12 protein-coding genes are annotated in these 16503 nt (G+C 50.8%); 2 read left to right on the top strand and 10 right to left on the bottom strand.

Going from position 1 to position 16503, the window contains the following annotated elements:
* Positions 1-15 precede the first annotated feature (15 nt).
* Entirely contained in the window at positions 16-498 is a 483-nt protein-coding gene (locus NST08_RS15490; RefSeq protein ID WP_007128154.1) for an SRPBCC family protein, read from the bottom strand.
* A gap of 172 nt (positions 499-670) precedes the next feature.
* Between NST08_RS15490 and NST08_RS15485 the strand changes: the two genes are divergently transcribed.
* A complete protein-coding gene (locus NST08_RS15485) occupies positions 671-1486 on the top strand; it encodes an AraC family transcriptional regulator (RefSeq protein ID WP_007128155.1) in 816 nt (271 codons plus the stop codon).
* A 209-nt stretch (positions 1487-1695) separates the two neighbouring features.
* Here the strand turns inward: NST08_RS15485 and ppsA are convergent, their stop codons facing one another.
* The 9 genes from ppsA to NST08_RS15440 all read right to left on the bottom strand — a co-directional run bounded on the left by ppsA (position 1696) and on the right by NST08_RS15440 (position 15392).
* Positions 1696-4350, bottom strand: coding sequence for a phosphoenolpyruvate synthase (gene ppsA, locus NST08_RS15480; RefSeq protein WP_341341946.1), 2655 nt, complete (start codon positions 4348-4350; stop codon positions 1696-1698).
* 269 nt (positions 4351-4619) lie between these two features.
* On the bottom strand, positions 4620-6827 hold the full coding sequence (locus NST08_RS15475; RefSeq protein ID WP_007128157.1) for a glycosyl hydrolase family 95 catalytic domain-containing protein: 2208 nt from the start codon (positions 6825-6827) through the stop codon (positions 4620-4622).
* A 34-nt stretch (positions 6828-6861) separates the two neighbouring features.
* The gene (locus NST08_RS15470; RefSeq protein WP_341341945.1) at positions 6862-9255 is read right to left on the bottom strand and encodes a glycosyl hydrolase family 95 catalytic domain-containing protein; all 2394 of its coding nucleotides are present in this window, start codon (positions 9253-9255) and stop codon (positions 6862-6864) included.
* Between the two features lie 221 nt (positions 9256-9476).
* Complete coding sequence (locus NST08_RS15465) at positions 9477-11087, bottom strand: extracellular solute-binding protein (protein WP_341341944.1); 1611 nt, start codon at positions 11085-11087, stop codon at positions 9477-9479.
* A gap of 109 nt (positions 11088-11196) precedes the next feature.
* Positions 11197-12075, bottom strand: coding sequence for a carbohydrate ABC transporter permease (locus tag NST08_RS15460; RefSeq protein WP_007128161.1), 879 nt, complete (start codon positions 12073-12075; stop codon positions 11197-11199).
* A 28-nt stretch (positions 12076-12103) separates the two neighbouring features.
* Entirely contained in the window at positions 12104-13012 is a 909-nt protein-coding gene (locus NST08_RS15455; RefSeq protein WP_341342635.1) for an ABC transporter permease, read from the bottom strand.
* Between the two features lie 79 nt (positions 13013-13091).
* Entirely contained in the window at positions 13092-14051 is a 960-nt protein-coding gene (locus NST08_RS15450) for an aldo/keto reductase family protein (RefSeq protein WP_341341943.1), read from the bottom strand.
* Positions 14052-14206: 155 nt separating this feature from the next.
* Positions 14207-14569: a cupin domain-containing protein gene (locus NST08_RS15445; RefSeq protein WP_007128164.1), complete on the bottom strand. Its 363-nt coding sequence runs from the start codon at positions 14567-14569 to the stop codon at positions 14207-14209.
* A gap of 343 nt (positions 14570-14912) precedes the next feature.
* Positions 14913-15392 carry a GyrI-like domain-containing protein gene (locus tag NST08_RS15440; protein ID WP_007128165.1) on the bottom strand — a complete coding sequence of 160 codons (480 nt, stop codon included), beginning with the start codon at positions 15390-15392 and terminating at the stop codon, positions 14913-14915.
* A 109-nt stretch (positions 15393-15501) separates the two neighbouring features.
* Here NST08_RS15440 and NST08_RS15435 point away from each other — a divergent pair, with 109 nt between their 5' ends.
* Positions 15502-16461, top strand: coding sequence for a helix-turn-helix transcriptional regulator (locus tag NST08_RS15435; RefSeq protein WP_341341942.1), 960 nt, complete (start codon positions 15502-15504; stop codon positions 16459-16461).
* Positions 16462-16503: the final 42 nt, after the last annotated feature.

The raw sequence follows: 16503 nt of genomic DNA, 5'->3' as shown, positions 1-16503 counted from the left end.
TTCATGTACTCCTTATCAATGTCCGCCAAGCTTCTCAAACTCTTTTTTATACAATTCATATTTAACCGCCCACGCATCTTTGCGGGATTCCATCGTTCTTTCATCAAGCAGCGCCTCGATGACATCCAGGCATACATCCCATCCGGCAATGTCCTTAGGCGTATGGTCCGTGATGCTCGTGATTCGCTCTGTCAGCACCAACCGGCAGCCGCCTCTTTCCGGATGCAATTCGAAGCGGACCCGGTCCTCACCCCACGTATATTCCAGAACGGACAGCTCTTTGTAATCGGTAATCTCAAATACCTCGAATGTTCCGTCCTGCATATCAAAAGTAATGGTTCCGCCCAAACGCAAGTCTTCCACCTTGAGTTCAGAAAACCACCTTGTCAATTTTTCGTTATCCGTCAGGTAAGACCAAACGTTCTCCACGGAATGCTTCAATGTGCGTTCGAATCGGACCCTTGTTCCAAACTCGTCTTGCTCTACCACAGCCAACATTATATAACCTCCTTCCCGTTATCGACGATCTCAAACTTTTAGAATGACTCCATTGACATTAAGGATAAACTGCGCTTTCCTTAATTTAATAGAATTATAGCTCCATATGCAGCTATTTCATACCTGCCATGGTCCTTCATATAATTTTCGATTAGGAAAGGAGAACACTTCATTGTCCGGAATTACCTTTGTTCGTAACCCCGATTTGCCGTTCCTGGAGCTTAAGCACTGCGATTCCCTAGATCATTTGTCGTACAAAAAACATTTTCATGAGGAGCTCTCCATCGGTTTGGTTGAGGAGGGAACCACACGCGTCTGGTCAGAAGGACAGCAGTTCCAGGCTTCAGCGGGACAGGTCGTCTGTTTTCCCCCGCTGGTCCCTCATGCCTGTCATCCGGAGAATCCCTCCATTTGGAAATATACGATGATATTTATTCATCCCGAATGGTTTGCCGATGTTCCTTGCGATCTTCCGATCCGCCGTCCCCATTTCCCGGTTCTTCTCCAAGGGGCTCGGGGGAGCCAATGCCGCCAATTGATCCTTGCTTGCAGATCGCTGCTTCACGAGGATGCCTCGCCCTTAGAGATTGAGTCGATGCTTCTGGAATTAATGCATTTAACGAAGGTCATATTGCAGCCCTCAACCCCCGTCTCGGACATGGAACGTGCAGCCCCCGCCGTTCTGCAGGTCAAGTCATATCTCGATCTTCATTTCAAAGAGCGCATTACGCTGGATACACTCCAAGAGATCTCGGGTATCAGCAAATTTCATCTGATTCGTCTGTTTAATGCGACATTTCACCTTGCTCCCCATGCCTATCAAAATTTACTGCGCATCAATTATGCCAAGCGGGAGCTGTTAAGCGGCCGGCCGATTGCCGACGTCGCTTTTGATGCCGGATTCTACGATCAAAGCCATTTTACGAGAACTTTTTCAGGCTGTGTCGGCACGACTCCGCTTCAATATATAAGGGCAGCTACAACCTGACCGCAATTTTTTACAAGACCGCCTTGCGCACGAATTGTACAATCGAAAAAAATCGAGGGTGCCTTGACGAGAATGATCAAGGGCAATCAGGGAAGAAAACCCGTCAATACGGGTTTCTTCCCGAGAGTGTCCTCAGCTTTGCATCGGTGCCTGTTTCCATGTAATGCCGTCAATGAGGCCAAAGCCCTTTTCCTTGACGTAATCGGTCTTTACAGTAATTCAATATACCCTTCCGTTCCATGCACCCGGATTCGCTGCCCATCCTTTATCCGTTTGGTGGCATTCTCCACGCCGACAACGGCCGGCAATCCATACTCACGTGCAATTACGGCGCCATGGGTCATCAGTCCGCCAACTTCGGTGACCAGTCCTTTGATGGATACAAACAATGGCGTCCAGCTGGGGTCTGTAAAGGAGGTGACTAAAATATCTCCCTCATCCAGATCGGCGTCTTCCATGTTTAAGATGACGCGTGCGCGTCCCTCGATAACGCCGGAGGAGACGGCAAGACCTGCAATTGCTCCGTCAGGAAGATCTTCTCGTTTGTAGGCCCCTGTGATGATTTCACCCTCCGATGTGATGAGACGCGGCGGCGTTAATTTTTCATACAATTTATACTCGTCTTTTCGCTGGCTGATCATCTTTCTTGGCGCAAGCCTCGCTTGCTGCTCGACCATGCAACCCGGGTCATCCAATGTATTGGTGCGCACGACTTCGTGAAGTTCCTCAAAAGTAAGATAATAAATATCTTCCTTTTCATGAATAACGCCCGCTTGCACGAGCCGTTCGGCTTCTTTCAGCAAAGCCTGCTTATAAACGAAGTACCGACTCACCATGCCGTATTTGGGATATTCCCGGTAACCGATGAAATTCCGGATGAGGTCGATCTTTCGTTTGGTTTCTTTGGCTTTTTGTTCACCATCCGGCAATTGCATCAATCGCTCTAATAGTTCTTTTTCTTTTTTCAAAGCTTCCTGGCGCCCCTGCTCAAACTTCCGAACACTTTCATTTGGTTCAAAGTTTTTGATGTTGCCCAGGATCAAAGGGATAAGCGTGCTTGGTTTTTCACTCCACCGGGTTCTTGTGATATCGATTTCTCCGGCACATCGCATGCCATACTTGTCGAGAAAACTTTGAATTGCGTCAAGGGCTTCCTGCCCGCCATCCAGCTTAACCAGTTCATCCAAGAAGGCGTCGTCTTTGACATGCTGTAAATAATCGATGACTTCCGGATAAGGACGGATTGCATCAGCGACATCGAGCAGGGCCAAGCCCATTTCCGAAGTAATATTGTGGGGTACAGATTGTGAAAGCGTGTCTGCTGCGTTTTTTTCACCTAACCATTCGTTCATTCGCTCATTAACCCATGCTGAAGCATTCATGGCAGCCATAAACACAGCCGAACTTTGCGGGTCAAACAAGATCTTCTTTAATTGCTGAATATCTTCCAGGATAAAATCAAACAAATCCGATCCAGACTTCGTTTGGATGTGTTGTTTTAACTCTTCGATCGATGTCTGACTACGTTTAATCAAATCAGAAACGATCGTCGGATCGTTATCGAATTGCGGTTGGGCACCGGCAGGCGGCATACCTTTATTGCTTTTACCCGGGCTTGATTCGTTTTTATCGTTTGGTAATAGTTTTATGAAATCTCGATCGATTATGGTCATAAGCGCGTCTTTTAGAAGCGAATCGTGTTGTCCCATGCCATTCACTAAAAATTCTCTGCTGTCAGGTGATGCCAGATTCCGTGTGACATCAACAAACAATCTTCCGCCAGCTTTATGCATGGGGGCTGAAGTCGTCATCAGAAAAAACGACAATCCAAGCGGCTTTATGGGATCCGTCATCATTTGTTGATGACCCACAGAGATATAGACGTGATTTTCTTCATCATTCGCTTCAGGGATCGGAAATAAAGTCGTGATAGGCCGGCTTTGGACCATATAAAATATGTCATCGACTAGGCACCATTCGATATCTTGCGGCTGACCGAAATAAGCTTCAATCTGTCTCCCGATGCTTGCCAGCTGTAATATTTGCTCATCCGTCAGGGTTTGAGCCTTTTGCCGATCCGGATCCAGCTGCTTTGTTTCTGTTCCTCCTTCGTTCCGTGCATAGATTGCCAAAGTTTTAGTGGCGATCCGCTTCTCGGCGATTTTTCCTTCCCGTACTTTGTAACCATCGGCAGAAACCAAGCCAGAGACTAGCGCTTCTCCAAGTCCATAACTGGCATCAATGGAGAGGAGCTTTCGGTTTCCGGTCATCGGATCAGCGGTAAACATGATCCCAGAAGCAAGCGGGAAAACCATCCTTTGAACGATAACGGATAAATAAACTTGACGGTGGTCAAATCCATTTTGCATACGGTAGATGACCGCGCGGTCCGTAAATAGCGAAGCCCAGCATTTGCGGATATGCTGCAGGATGGCATCTTTGCCGATGATGTTTAAGTAGGTGTCTTGTTGCCCCGCGAAAGAGGCATGCGGCAAATCTTCGGCGGTCGCGCTGGAACGTACGGCATAAGCATGCTCTTCGCCAAACCGGGAGAGAGACTCGGTTACTGCAGTCACCACGTCGGAAGGGATCTCAACGTTCATAAGGGTTTCCCGAATCTTCCTGCTGATTTCACCAATTTGATCTCGATCCTCTACGGATAGCATGGTTAGTCGATGGAGCAAAGCATGATACGTTTCGTTGTGTTCGACGGCTCTTTGATATCCCTCGGTTGTCACGCAAAATCCTTCAGGAACTTGGATTCCTTCGATTTTTGATAATTCCCCTAAATTCAATCCTTTTCCGCCAACAAGCCAAAGCTGGGATGTTGCCATTTCCTTAAAATCGATAACCAACGAACTCATTCAACATCTCTCCTAACCATGGATTTGAAAAAAACATTTGACAAGAGATTTTTCGGCATGTTACAATGAAAATGTAAGATAAGATATTTATGGCCTTTTACATAATCTCAGTCGTGGTCTGATTATATCACCACGTCTGTTTATATGCAATACAAAAGAACCTGGTCCATCGACTCAGGTTCTTTTTTTTATGACCATCCACTTCTTTGCTTCGTCGTTCCTGCTTCGGGCTTGGACAGTGCCTGTTCAATTTCCGATACGGATCGTATTTACCCAGGCAGGAGCAGAAGCCGCTCGCCGGGCATCGTCTCAAGCTGAATCCGTTCTCCTGCAATCGCTTGCCCTTCCGCCCCGTCCCGGTAAACGATGACGCCCCGATCCGGCCATGGATTGAGCAGCTTGAGCTCTCTTCCACGCTCGCTTGTAATCAGAACGTATCGCACCTTGCCGTTCTCAATCTCGCTGCTTACGACAAAGGCGCCTACGGCTCTTAGCTTCTTGAATCTCGCTGTTCTGTCTGCTGGCCAAGTCGGAAAAAGGCGCAGGATGCCTTGATGGCTCTGCAGCAGCATTTCGTGCAGGCATGCCGGTACGCCGGCCGCATCCTCAATTCCTCCGCCTCCGTGATGGATCGACAGATTGGGCAGCGCGTACCGCTCGCATTCCGCTCTCAAACGTTCCAGAAGCTCGGCCGGGTCATGGCCGACCCGCGCGGCTGCAGCGTAATAGGTTGGAAAAGCGTTGAAGTCGGACCAGCGCTGCATCTCTGCCACCGTATCCTGCGCGATCTTCAGCTCTTCGGGCGAACTGTCGAGTCCAAGGTTCCCGGCCGGGAAAATATGCTGCACCGCCAATGAATTGCGGTCGTTCCAGCTCATTCCCTCCTCGGTCAATCTATAGACCGTTTTGCCGCTTCGTTCCATCAGCGGATAAGCGCTCAAGTTCGCTAAAATGTGCCGCCACTTCGGCTGTCTATGCGTATCCCGATCCAGCTCTACACTCAAATGGAGCATGGCTCGCATGATCATTCGCACGAAGCCGAGCGAAAGAATCGGGTTTTTCCGGTCTTGGGAGCGCTCGTGGATGTCATCATCGTAGATGACGTAACGTCCATTCTCAAAGACCAGGTAGTCTTCCCAAAAATCGGCGACCGCAAGCAGATAAGGATAGACCTTTCGCGCGTAGTCCAGATCGTATGTATAGTAAATATGCATAAGCAAGTTGACCGCCGCAAACGAGGCGTTTGATTTTTGGCCGTGAAACAGCGCGGAACAAACCATGCCGTCCGGACCGAGTTCGACCGGCATGTAGATGCCCCGGCAGTTCAACTTCTCGCGGGCCAATACTTTTCCAAGGGGAAGGAAGGCCAGCAAGGGATCGCAGTAGCCTGAAGACAAGGCGATCCGATTTCCGGTATACAAGCCGAAGTAAGGCGCTTCAAAGTTGTAATTCATCGTGTAGGACCCGGTCCATTTCGGCCGGTCCGTCGTCACCCAGTTGCCGAACAGGCCCGGCTGGACCTTGTCTGGACGCATACAGGATCCAATGATGTAGTAAGAGGCGTAATAGTACTTCTCTAATACGGGATCGCCGATTTCGATCGAGGACGCGCGCCAGTACTCGCTCCACCAGCCCCGATGGTTTTGCTTGCGTTTGGCCAGATCGTCCAAGCCTCCGGTTGCGTAATCATTCAGCAGGCCTAGTGCCCCTTGCAGGCAATCCGGCTCGTCTCGGTTGCTGACGATCGCCGTCACAACAGCCAATCGTTCTCCTGCCCGGATCTGAAAGGAAGCTTCCACATTCTGAAACAGCCACTTGTTTTGCGCGTTCGTACCGATGACACGACATGCGGCAGCCACTCGTCGAACTTGCGGCAGGCTGCCTGGATTGGCGGCGTAGCGGAACCAGATTGCTTCCGGGTCGGCCCCGTTATCGTAATGGTAGACCTCATCGGTGGCACTATCGCCGGCATGGAGTCTGGCGGTTACATCCAGCTTCCCTGCCATGCATTCCAGTTCGGTCACCAGCACGTTGGAATCTGCGGAAACCCAGGAACATAGCCGCAGCTTCACCTGCTCATTTCGGAATGATCCCCTCGTTTCGGCATTCAATATGTCCTGCTCCAGGTCATACGACGCATCCGCGAGCCGAGGCATCAGCAGCGATATCTGCCCGACCGTTATGATGCGCGCGCCCGTTCTCCGGCCGTTGTCCCGGAGCAAGCGTCCAATCCGCTGTTCTTCACTTTCGCCAAGATGAGGCTGAACCCAAAAATCGTTTTTGCCAATGTAAAAGGTCTGATGATGGGCCTCGCCGCCGATCGAAACCCCTACGTCGCCGTTGCCGAGCAGCGGCGCGTCCGTCCACGTATCCGTTGGGATCCGGGTTGGCGGACGTCGGAATACGCCTATATGGTCTTTCCATTGCTCTTCCCGAATGCTTATTTCATCCTGGTTCATCCATACACTCGATTCCATTGCTCTCCTCCTTGGTTAAAATCCTTGACAGATGCTATGACAAAGGCTTCAGCTCCAGCCGCAAGCGACGAGGCCTTTCATCCAGCTTGACATTCACCGGTTGTCCTGGCCGAAATTCGAACTCCTGGATTCGCGCCACCATGTCCGGCAATATGAGCCGGACAGCCTGCCTTCCGCTGCATGTTCGAAGCGTCACGTCTACCATCTGTTCTTCCCGATCCCAGCTTAACTCGCACTGCACCCCGCCTCTTGCCAGCAAAGGCCCGACAGATCCCCGAATCCACCGTGTCGGCAAGGCCGGAAGCAAATGCAGCTCGCCTGGCACAGAGAACAACAGCATCTCCTGCACTGCGGCCGTCCATCCCATATTCGCATCCAATTGAACGGGCGCCCAGTCCATATCCACGCCGATCCCCATGCCCCGCCAGTCGTTATGAAGCGTCATCAAATTATTCATGACGCAGGAGCGGCCGAGGATATCCAAACATTCTAGAGCCAGGTCCCCTTCTCCCATGCGCGCATAATTATTCGCCATATGGGCGAGTGACCAGCCGGACTGCTCCTTCAGACCGATGACGAGCCGCTTCCGGATAGCCTGGACGAAAGCATCGAACAGCGCCGGATCGTTCTGCCTGGTCACTTCAATCCCCGGAAAGACGGGGTACGCATGCGACTGATGGCGATGATGGTAATTGTCATCATAATCGGGATGCATCCATTCGCGGACGGCACCGTCCTCGTTGATCTGATATGGAGGTATGCGCTCCAGCATAGCCCTCCACTGATTCTCTTCCTCCTCACTTTCCCCGATCGCACGCAAACCGTCAGCCAAGTTTCTCATTAATTCCTTGGCGATCGCGAAATCCTTCGTGGCGTTAACCGTCGTGCCCATCGAATGACCGGGTCCTTTCCAATAATTCCCTGGCGTATTCTCCGGCGAATTGGAAGGCGAACTTACAAAGAATCCATTCTCGCCAAGGATGAAGAAATCCCTGTAAAACCATGCCGCCTCGCGCATGAACGGAATCGCGCGTTCGCGCAGGAAGGCTATATCGCCCGTATGCAGATAATAATCGTAATACAGCTGGCTGACCCAGCCCGCGCCCCCGGTCCAATGGACGATGTGGGGCTGGAGATGTTTGAGCAGCCCCGAGTCCGGCGCCGTCGGAGCAGGAATGAATATTCCGCGGCAGCCGTACAGGAAGCGCGCATTCGTCCGGAAGTCGTCCATCAGCGATTCCATGTAGTCGAACACGGCCAGCATTAGGCCCGGCATATTGCCGGAGAGCGCCTGCCAATACATCATTTGCAAATTTTCGTTCACCATGTGAAACGCCCATACCGCATCGTAATCGCCAGCCCACAATCCGTAGAGATGGCAGGGCTGCCCCTTCTCGCGCGAGGCGGATATAAGCAGGTAGCGTCCGTACGCCCACATCTTCTCCATCAGTGCGTCCGGAACCTCGCCCCTGTATGCTTCCATCAGCAGCTCCTCATTGGAGCGCTCCCTTCCTTGCGCCCTCAAGTCGAAGGACGATGCGTGGAACAATCTGCCGTGCTCCGAAGCATGCCGTGCGAGCAGCATCTCGTAGTCGGCTGCCAGATCCCGAAGCTCGAATGTCAAGCGCTCCCACTGCTCTTCCCTCTTCCCCGATGGAAACAACCGGATGATCACGAGCAGCGACTCGGCGTCTTTAATTGAGTACTCCCGTTCATTGGCACCCAATGTCCCGGACCGATTGACGATCCTGGCGACTGCTCCGAAGTCCGAGCCGTCATTGTTGCGAGCGGCGTAGTATAAATAATGGCCGTCCCGCTTCGATTCGGGAGCCTCCGGGATATAGGCCGTTCCCGGCCGGCGTGTATCCTCGGGATTATGCGGCTGAAAGGTCATCGTGGCTTCCAGCGCAAGCGGACCCTGCTTACGGATGGCCAAGACAACGGAATCGTCCGTGCGGGAGACGAATAACGATCTTTCGTACGCGGTCTCCCCATCCGTCCAACGAACCGTAACTTCCCCTGAGGCCATGTTCAATCTTCGCTCATAACCGCGGAAGGCGCTGTGCTGCGGCATATAAATCTTCAGGTCCCCCAGCGGAAGAGGCGACGCAATCTTCGGCTCGTATCCGCTCGTGCGCAGGCACTTGACTAGAACGCCATCAGCTTCCTCTGCTTCTCCTTCGGCGAGAAGGCTCCGAACCTCGGGAAGTATTGCGCTCACATCCGGCAGCTCCGGTGTCGAGCCCTTACGCCACAGAAGCTCATGATTGAGCAGTATGGTTTCTTCGTACACTCCTCCGTATACCGAAGCACCGATGCATCCATTGCCAGACGGCATCGCTTCCCTCCACTGGGACCGCCACCATGCTGCGGGATAGCTCATCGTCAAGATATGTTTCTGATCGGTATTGCGATGATCTGAATGCATGCCATACATCCTCCTCTCCAAGTCAAATCATATCCGGCACTCCATAGCTTGGGCCCGAATCGACGGTATCGAGATCGAGGTTCTTAAAAAATGGGGACAGCAAAAACTCAATCTCGTTCGTGTCCTGGTCCTCGATGTCGGTAACGATAAGGCCATCCCCCGGGGATGGCCTGGTATCGGCGACTGGATTTGCAAGCCTTGCATTCCATGCATTCGCGGGGTTATCGCAGGCGCGACTCCTGGATAACAACGCCGTCCTTGTTGTTAAATCGTTCGGTTGCTTCCTTAATAATCTCGTTGCCGCCTTTCTGGCGATATTCCTCGATGACCTTGGGCCAATCGGCGATATTCTCGTTGCCGTAAATCATTTTGACCATATGGTCGACGATGATCTTAGGCGCCTGATCCGGCCGCTTGGAAGCGAGGTCCGGATACCGCTGGAACGATTCCAAATCAGGGATAAAGATAATGCCGCCCACCCCTTCTCTGGCCAGTGTGTTATCCAGCGCATCTAGCACGTCTTGGCCGCCTTCGAGCTGCTCCATCCGCATCCGATTGATTGTCGCATCGCCCACGAATCCCAGCATGCCCCTGAAGCCTTGCTCGGCTTCTTCTTCCGCGGTTGTGGGCGCTTTGTAATTCACTTTGCCATTATCGATCGTGTAATTCTCCCCTTCGATGCCGAAGGTGAAGAACATTTTGGCTTCATCGGTCAGCATCCAATCCAGCATCTTGATAATGCGGATCGCTTTTTCCTCCGGCACATTCTTGTTGATGTACAAAGACGTAATAACCGAGCTGTACAATCCGTAACCGCTCAGTCCTTCAGGCCCGACCGGTGACGGAATGATTTCAACCTCGGCCTTCGGATCAACCGCTTTGATCTTCGAGCGGAAATCGAGCAGCCCCGCAGCGTTGGACGTCCACATGCCGGCTTTGCCGCCATTGATATTCTCTGCGTATGTAGTTACATTCAATGTGGCAAAGTCTTTTGGTACCAAGCCTTCATCATACATGGTTTTGTACATGGTCAGCGCCTTGGTCATATTGTCTACGTCGAAAAACTTGGGAACGATCTCGTCGCCCTGCTGCATGAACTGATAGCCTAACGCGTCGTAAGGGCCGAAGAAGAGGTCGGCATACTTGAAGTCCATGCGAAGCTGGTACGGATTTTCGACACCCAGCTTCTTGAATGCGCGAATGACATCAAGGAATTCCTCCGGCGTCTTCGGCACGGGCAATCCGGTTTGCTTCAGCAGATCGGTCCGAATGAACGTGGCTCGTCTGGACGGATTGCTTAGCCAGTTCGGGATGCCGTAAATCTTGCCCTTATAACTGACTTCGTCCCAGGCTGCTTCCGTGACGTGCTTCATGATGTTCGGCGCGTGTTGCTTCAGCAGATCGTCGAGCGGCATGAAGACACCGGCTTGGACGGACCCTGCCATCGATTTGTCCGTCGCACCTCCCACGTTTTGCACGACGTCGGGGATATTATTGCTTGCGAACATAATCGACATTTTGGAATCGAAATCTTTAAGCGGAATCGTAGTCAACTGAACGTCGGTATTCGTACGCTTCTCCAGTTCCAGCACCCATTTATCTTTGTTGATATCCGGAGACTGCTCCACATGGGGATTGCCGCTTGTCGTGATCGACATGCTGAACTTCAGAGGCTCCTCCGCTCCCGAATGGCCGGTCTCGCCGGTTTGGGCCGGTTGTTGATTGGTCTGCCCCTCACTCGAGTTGCCTGGAGTGCTGCCGCCACCAGCGCAAGCGCTTACACTTCCGACTGCAAGAATGATGGCTAGCATCAGGCTTAGTCGTCTCTTCATCGTAACCTTCATCTCCTTTTCATTGAATAAACCACAACAATAAGTTACTAAATATAAAAATTAATGGTTATGGCATATTTATTATGGATGTGTGTTTTTTTATCATGGGCTACGATTTGATCGAACCGATGAGCATGCCTTTCACAAAATATTTTTGCAGAAAAGGATACACCAGCATGATCGGCAGCACCGATACGATTATGACGGACATTTGGACGCCGCTTGGCGACACGTTCGACAACTCCTCCATCAAACCTCCCGCCTCGGCCATGGAGTTATTCATCACGATTTCCTGAAGCCTGAGCTGCAGCGGATACAGCGTGCGCGAGTTGATGTAATATAACGCTTGCGAGTATGAATTCCAATGCGTGACTGCATAGAACAACCCCATCGTCGCCATGATCGGTTTGGACAGCGGGAGCACGACGCTCCATATGATCCTAAGCTCTGAAGCTCCGTCTGTTCTGGCGCAGTCGATCAACTCATTAGGCAGGCTCATATAGAAAGACCTCATGATGAATAAATTATAGGCGCTGATTGCGCCTGGGATCATAAGTGCCCACAGCGTATCGAGCAAATGCAGATTTTTGATAAGCAGAAAGTTCGGGATAAGCGGCGCCGAGAAAATGAAAGTAACGAGAATGAGCATCAGAATGGGCTTGCGTCCCTGATACTCCTGCCTGGACAGGGGGTAAGCGAGCGATGCGGTCGAGACGAGATTGATCAAGGTGCCGACGACCGTAATGAACACGCTGACGCCGAACGCGCGCAAGATCGACGGATCATTGAGAATAACTTGATAATTATCGAAGGTCAGATCGACCGGAATCAGCGAAACGCGCCCGCTATTGATAGCCGCTTCACTGCTCAGAGACTTAGCCAGTACGTGTAAAATCGGAAAAATCATCATTATCCCGAGCAGCGTCATAAAGATATAGTTCATGCCGTCAAATAAATGGAAACGACGAAGCTTCGATGATGGCTGCATGCCGCAACCCTCCTTTTGATTCGTAAAATTAATACAGTCCGCTGCCCGTCGCTTTCTTGCTCAGCGTGTTGCCGATCATGATCAGGCCAAGGCCGACCACGGATTTGAACAAACCGATGGCGGTCGTGTAGCTGTATTGCTGCTGGATCAAACCGACGCGATAGATATACGTATCCAGAATATCGCCGCTATTTTCATTTAACGGGTTCAGGAACACAAATACCCGTTCGAAACCGAAATCAAGAAAGTTGCCAATATGCAGCAAAAACATGATGACGACCGTTGGCAAAATGGCCGGTATAGTAATCTTCGAAATTTGCTTCCAGCGATTGGCACCATCGATGCGGGCAGCCTCGTACAGTTCAGGATTGATGCCGGCGAGCGCCGCAAGGTATACGATCGTGCCCCAACCGCTGTCCTTCCAAATGCCTGATCCTACGAGAATGCTTCGGATATAGGACTCTTCCCCGAGAAAATAAATGGAGTCCAAACCTAGCGATTCGAGCATGCTGTTTACGAGCCCCGTGGACGGGGACAAAATACCGATGGCGATGCCCCCAATGATGACCCATGATAAAAAATGAGGCATGTACACGACGGTTTGCAGCACTCGCTTAAACAAAACCACCCTCATCTCATTCAGCAGGATCGCCAAAATGATCGGCACGGGAAAAGCAAAGATGAGGTCATAACCACCGATTAAAACCGTGTTCTTCAAAATCCGCAAAAATTCGCTGTATTCAAACATGCGTCGGAAATGCTCCAGCCCGACCCACGGACTGCCAGAAAATCCATTGAATATGTTGTAATCCTGGAACGCCATGGCCGAGCCTAGCAACGGAATGTATTTGAATACGATGAAATACAACAATCCTGGCAGCGAGATGATGTAAAGAACCTTGTATTTGCGGAACTGGCTCAACCTCGATCGGGACATGGAAGTGCGTTTGGGCGGCTTCGATGCGGCAATGGGCGTATTTCCCGGCATATTCTTCACTCCTTCTGTAAATCATGTGCTACTTCTCTTCGAATTTAAGCGCAGCATCAATGGCATCGAGCGTAGCCGAGTCAAGCCGGATACCGGAGGCGTGGACGTTATGGTCTACCTGCTCTGGTTTCGAGGCTCCGACGATGCAGCTTGCCACGGATGGCTGACGCAGAATCCAGGCTAGCGCCATTTGTGCAAGCGAGATGCCGGCATGATCCGCGATCGGTTTCAGTCGCTGCACCCGCTTCAGGTGATCCTCGTCAATCCAGCGGGAGATGGCTCCGTTCTGCTTCGGGTCCGCCGCCCTCGAGCTTGGCGGGATCATACCGCCAGGCTCGTATTTGCCAGTAAGCGCGCCTTGGGCAAGCGGAGAGAATACGATTTGGCCGAGACCCTCCTTCTCGCAAACCGGGATCAGCTCCAGTTCCGGTTCGCGAAGGAGCATATGGTATTGCGGTTGACTGGAGATGATGCGGTTCAGGTTCAATTCGGCGCCCGTCCGAACCGCATCCACGATCTGCGCCGGTTTCCACATGCTCACACCTGTGTACAACACTTTGCCCGCTTTCACCAGATCATCGAGAGCCCGGAGCGTTTCGTCGAGCGGCGTGTCGGGATCGTACCGGTGACACTGATACAAGTCGATATAGTCGACGCCAAGCCGCTTCAAGCTCAAGTCGCACTGCTCGCGAATATGCTTGCGGGACAAGCCGCGGTCATTGGGGCCGTCTCCTACCGGCACGCAAACCTTTGTGGCCAGAACATATGAGCTTCGTTCGTATTTGGCCAATGCATGCCCAACGATCCTTTCTGCTTCACCATGATGATAGACGTTCGCCGTATCAAATAGATTTATGCCATGCCCATAAGCGCGGTCGATGATCCTCTCCGGAAGCCTGGGATCTGAAGCCGCTCCGACGGTAAGCCAGCTGCCGAGTGCGATTTCGCTCACCTTCAATCCACTGTTACCCAGTCTTCTGTACTGCATAGATGTCAACTCCATTCCATCTTCAAAATTCAGGCTGTGCCCGCACTGTTTGGTACAGGTTCTCATATCCTGCAAATCGATCATAAAACGACAGACTATGTAAGCTCCATGTCGCGTCTCCATACTGCCCTGTGTTTTTCTACGACGTTGTTTCATCATTCCGCCTGACTTTTATGGCGAACGTGCCCCGCGTGACACCACAATGTTACGAGCGGATCGTCTTCGCTGGAACGAAGGTGATGGTCTTCGCCAGCTTCAATAATCAGGATATCCCCTGTGGTTACAACGTGCTCCACTCCATCCACCTCCATGATGCCGTACCCTTGGATTATGATGAACGCCTCTCGATCCGGATGCGTATGTATATCCAAGCCTCCGGGTCCGTCGTTCGTATGGCTTCTTTCGCCGGGCTTCGTGAAAGCGAGACCACCGGCGCATAAATAATCGCCGGGCAGAAGGTCTCCGAGTATATGGCCAGACCTCGTATCCTTCAATTCATGAAGCCGAAATCGTAGCATTTCGGGTTCCTCCTTAATAGAATTTGATCAGCTTGGCTTTCTTGAACATCATACCTTCCGATCGCTTCTTGCAACATGTCGTTTCTTAAGCCGCAGCTGTGTTTTCTTCGAAGGGCGCTTACAATCGGAAAATCATAAATCTATATATAGAGAGAGAGGATTTTTGGATAAATAAAAACCGCCCTCATAAGAAGGCGGTAATTGCTATTATGGAAATCGTGCCCCGTTGCTTCTACACTGTGACCGGCTGTTCTCCTGTTTGATCATCCAGTTCTTGCACCGATCCCAAAAAGGCTGAAATGTTTTCGGTATGTAGAATGGCACAGATTAGATACAGGTCTACTTATTTCCTAACGACAGGAATCCACATTTCACCAAATACGAGGCCGTTTCGCTGCCCCATTTCCACCGTTGCGTTGGGGCCACCGACATAGGCAACCTCCTGTGTTTCCGGCAGCGCTTGTCCAAAGGCGATACCTGTAAGCATCTGACTCAACTCATCAGCGCTCTGCGCTTCTCCTTTTACAACGAGGTATTCCCCTTTAGGAAATTGGATCGCTCTGGTCGCTTCCGGTATCGATGCCTCGGTCATCACGCCAGCGTAATACATCATCTTGTTATTCACGGCTTCGTTTACGGCAAAGATGTAGTCATTTGCGGCCACGGCCTTTAATGTGTCAAGCTTTCCATCTTGTTTTACGGCCTCCCAAAAGTCGGCCTTCTCCTTGTTGATGCCGGCATAGTCGGTGTAATCGCTTTGAAGCTCCGTTCCGATCCCTAATACGATAAAGCTGTCTTTTTCCTCAATACTGTAATTGGTCATATTCCAAACCTTCCTCTTCTTAAATTTATCAAATGATTTGTTTTTTCACTTGATGGGTTTATAATAACTTTAAACCATGTCAAAAAGTGATACTGTTTAGGAGGGCCCGATGAAAAAAGTTGAACGGATCAACACCATCATGCGGTATATCAACAACCGCGCCCACTTTACCATTTCTGAAATCATGAGGGAATTTAACATCTCTCGTTCGACCGCGATTCGCGATATCAGAGAAATTGAAGCGATGGGAATGCCGCTTGTCGCTGAGGTCGGGAGGGATGGAGGATATTTTGTCATGAACAACTCCGTCCTCCCTACGGTCCGCTTTACCGATAATGAGATTAGAGCCCTGTTTATCGCCTTTATGGCCACAAGAAATCAACAACTGCCATATTTAAAGAGCCGTCACTCTTTAGCCGAAAAATTGCTGGGTCTCATCTCGGAAAACCAGCAAGATGACCTGGTGCTTCTAAATCAAATTTTGCTGTTCGAAGGAACTAACCCCAATAATCCGGACCTGCTTGACCTGACTGATCTCCCCCATCCGATGTTGGAACATCTCATTCAAATTCTTCTTGGGGACAGGTATTTAATGCTCTTCGTCAAAGAAGAGAAGGTAACCAAGTCATATCCGATTTATCTCTTGCATCTATATCGGGAAAAAAGCCAATGGCAAATTGATGGCTTGGACCTAGAGGCTGAAAAAAGGCGGATCATCCCTGTCGACAATCTCACTGATGTACAACCATACCCTGTGAAAAAAAGAATGAACAAGAAAAAGATATCCGAGCTCAGTAAGCAGGAGGAGGCAGCCAACCTTGTCCTTGATCTCGGTCCAAAGGCGATTGCCCAGTTCAAAAAATACCACCCTTTGAGGTTTTCGCTTGCTTATACGAATCCGTATCAAACCACAGCGACCTTAAAGACTTTTATCAATGTGCATCATTCAGAAGAAGTAACCGAAATAACCAATTGGCTGCTTTTCCTCGGGGATGATATCAAGGTAAAGGAAATGCCAAGAGAAATTGCAGAAGGCTTAAAAGGGAGATTAAGCGTATACGTACCATAAGAAGCACTCTATCAATTGAGAGATGAAGGGAACATCCGGCGT

The organism is Paenibacillus sp. FSL K6-1566 (assembly GCF_038050475.1).
Taxonomy (GTDB): domain Bacteria; phylum Bacillota; class Bacilli; order Paenibacillales; family Paenibacillaceae; genus Paenibacillus_AQ; species Paenibacillus_AQ lactis.
The sequence above is the reverse complement of the archived record's forward strand: the minus strand, read 5'-3'. Positions and strand labels throughout refer to the sequence as shown.